This is a genomic window from Candidatus Borrarchaeum sp. (assembly GCF_019058535.1).
Lineage (GTDB): Archaea > Asgardarchaeota > Sifarchaeia > Borrarchaeales > Borrarchaeaceae > Borrarchaeum > Borrarchaeum weybense.
On sequence record NZ_JAHPYX010000122.1, the window covers coordinates 1 to 2,732 of the forward strand.

A 2,732-nucleotide genomic window follows, 5' to 3' on the forward strand; every position below is an offset into this window, starting at 1 on the left:
CACTTATACTAGCCTCTGCTTTTGTGTTGAGGGTTTACGGTGTCATAATCGGTGTTTTCCCTTTTTTCCGTGAGGCTACTTACGGTATGGCTGCTTGGAGGATCATTGAGGGCGATATGCCTTACCGTGATTTCAATCATCCGCAAGCGCCTCTTACCCCCCTTATCTTTGCCTTTGTTTTTTTGATATTCGGGGTTGGTGTCGTCCAAGGAAGGTTATTCATGGTGTTTTTCACGACGTTCACGAGTTTTATGATCTATTTAACAGGAAAACGTCTTGATTACAAAACAGGATTGCTCGGAAGTTTGGTCTATGCAGTTGCTCCTTGGTCCGTTGTGTATGGTATGAGGATGCAAAATGATCATCTCGCCATGACGTTCTGCGTCATAGGTTACTATTTTCTAACACCGCTAATCATGGGCAATGATGATCAAAAAATGGACTTCATTGCACAAAGAAACAGCTTAATTTTAGCAGGTCTTTTTGTAGGCATTGGAGTACTGATCAAAATTATAGTGGCACCAATACTGTTTGCCTTTATCGCCATTTTAGTCATAGAAGGGCGGCATTCCGATGTTAGAATTACCGATCAGGTGAGAAATGTTGGTTTCTTAATTCTCGGGTTCATTATTCCTCTATTAGTTGTGTGTTCGCCCTTTTACTTACTAATCGGTGACGAGTTTACAAAGCAAGTCCTGGGGCAGCATTTTGCGAAACCTCCATCCCCAGGAGAGCGTTGGATTTATCCGGTGGAATATTTAATCTTAGGAAATGCCTATTTCTTCGTTTTCTTTGCTCTAAGCGTTTTTTTCGCGATACGAAGACCCTATGGAAGGGGGTTAATCATTTGCATTCTTGTTATGATCTTCGCCATATTTTTCCTTTCTCCACGACAATATCCTAATTACTACCTCGCACTCATTTTATGGATGTCCATGGTCTGCGGTCTCTTTCCCTTTCCGGATTTGAAATCGTTAGCTTCAAAAACAGAATTAATAATTTTAAATGGTATCATAGTTCTAAATTTATTATTCTACAAGATTTATCGTTATTTTAATCTTTACATCCCAAGAGCAACCTATTTTAGTCATGTTGCGGCACAAATCGCTCTTGTAGCAACCTCAATCGCGTTAATTGCCTTCATCGTTATGTTAATCAAAGAAGGGCACTATTCCGATGGTAGAATTAACGATCAAGTAAAAAATGCACTTTCCTTTCCTTACCAGATTTGGAAACGCCTGAGAAACATTTTTGACCAAGATGGAATAAAAGCAATCATTGCGGTACTCTTTATTGTTCTAATTGCGACAACCTATATTTCATACTTTCCTCGTTCTGAAAGTGAGAAGAAAACTGTTGAATGGATTAAAGCAAACACTTCCCCCGATGATTATGTTCTGGTTGATAATTTGAAAATCAATTTTTGGTCATTAAGGAGAAGCCCGTTTGCCGAAGTTTCAATAGATCGAACACTCCTTGGCGAACTTACTGGAGAAATGTTCATTGAAGCATGTTATGCATTTGATGTTAGAGTTGTTGTTGTCACCGGAAGATTGTTTGGAGAATATGAGACGTATGATGTTTTTCTAGAGTTTCTGGAGAATAATTATGTGCCAATAACAGAAGGTTATACAATCTACGTACGCATTTATTCTCTACAATAAAAATAGAGGAAATTGCAATATACCAGAACTATGAGTTTTTTGGAAAAAGTTATTGATGTTCGAGATCGATCTTTTATGTAATTTATTACGGTGATACAATGACTGACAGACCAAACTGTGAAAATTGTAACATTCCTATGCGCTTTGTTCTCACTGATATTCATGGAGAAAAACTTCGCGGCTGGTACTGTTCCGCCTGTGGTCTATTCAAGCCTATCGAATCAGATAAAGAGGTAGAACTCAAATTCGACAAAGAAACTATATTGAAGGCAACAACCACGACAGCACTATTTATCGATGATGAAATGGTCGTTGAAGACTTGACGGAACAACTAGATCGTTAATGTTGTTAAACTTCAATTTTTTTGTTTTACCTGAAAATAGGCGTTTCATTCTACCTGAAAATAGGGTTTTCCAACGTGTTTCAGGTAGAATCAACCACTATTGGATCGAGTGTGCCTCGCACCATAGTAGGTTTTATTCGCGTTTTCTCAATACACTGATGACAATTAAGGTAACAGGCAAAATAATACTGATTGCGAGCGTGCCCAGACAGGAGGGTTGCACTTGTTGTACATCAAGTTTGTAAATTGTACCATTAGAATCAGCGCACCACAAGTATTGTCCATCCCACGTTAATCCCATTGGATTCCCGTTCTCGACTGGATAACCGAAGGAGTCAATTATCTCGCCGGTAGATGGATTTAACTTGTAAATCATATGTTCAATTGAAGTTGAGTTAAACCCTACGTTCCACAGGTACTGTCCATCCCACGCCAAGCTACCTGGCAGATTTCCTGGATGATTGAAGGAGAAGACTACAGCACCAGTAGATGGATTTAACTTGTAAATTGTAGCATCTGAGTTCAACACTGCATTCCACAGGTACTGTCCATCCCACGCCAATCCCATTGGTTGTCTTCCTGGAGACTCAAAGGTGCGGACTGTTCTACCAGTAGACGGATTGAGTTTATAAATTCGATTAGTATGAGACGCGGCGTTCCCCAGGTCTTCTCCCTCCCACGCCAATCCCATTGGAGGGCTTACAGGTGAAGAAAAGAATTTAAC

General features: G+C 39.8%; 2 protein-coding genes and 1 pseudogene. 2 read left to right on the forward strand and 1 reads right to left on the reverse strand.

Going from position 1 to position 2,732, the window contains the following annotated elements; all coding sequences use genetic code 11:
- On the forward strand, nt 1-1,664 hold a 1,664-nt coding region (locus QVB70_RS07045; protein ID WP_287584826.1), incomplete at its 5' end, for a glycosyltransferase family 39 protein.
- A 98-nt stretch (nt 1,665-1,762) separates the two neighbouring features.
- Nucleotides 1,763-2,008 carry a hypothetical protein gene (locus tag QVB70_RS07050; RefSeq protein WP_287584828.1) on the forward strand — a complete coding sequence of 82 codons (246 nt, stop codon included), beginning with the start codon at nt 1,763-1,765 and terminating at the stop codon, nt 2,006-2,008.
- A 133-nt stretch (nt 2,009-2,141) separates the two neighbouring features.
- Here QVB70_RS07050 and QVB70_RS07055 read toward each other — a convergent pair.
- A pseudogene (locus QVB70_RS07055) lies at nt 2,142-2,732 on the reverse strand (hypothetical protein); the annotation flags it as partial.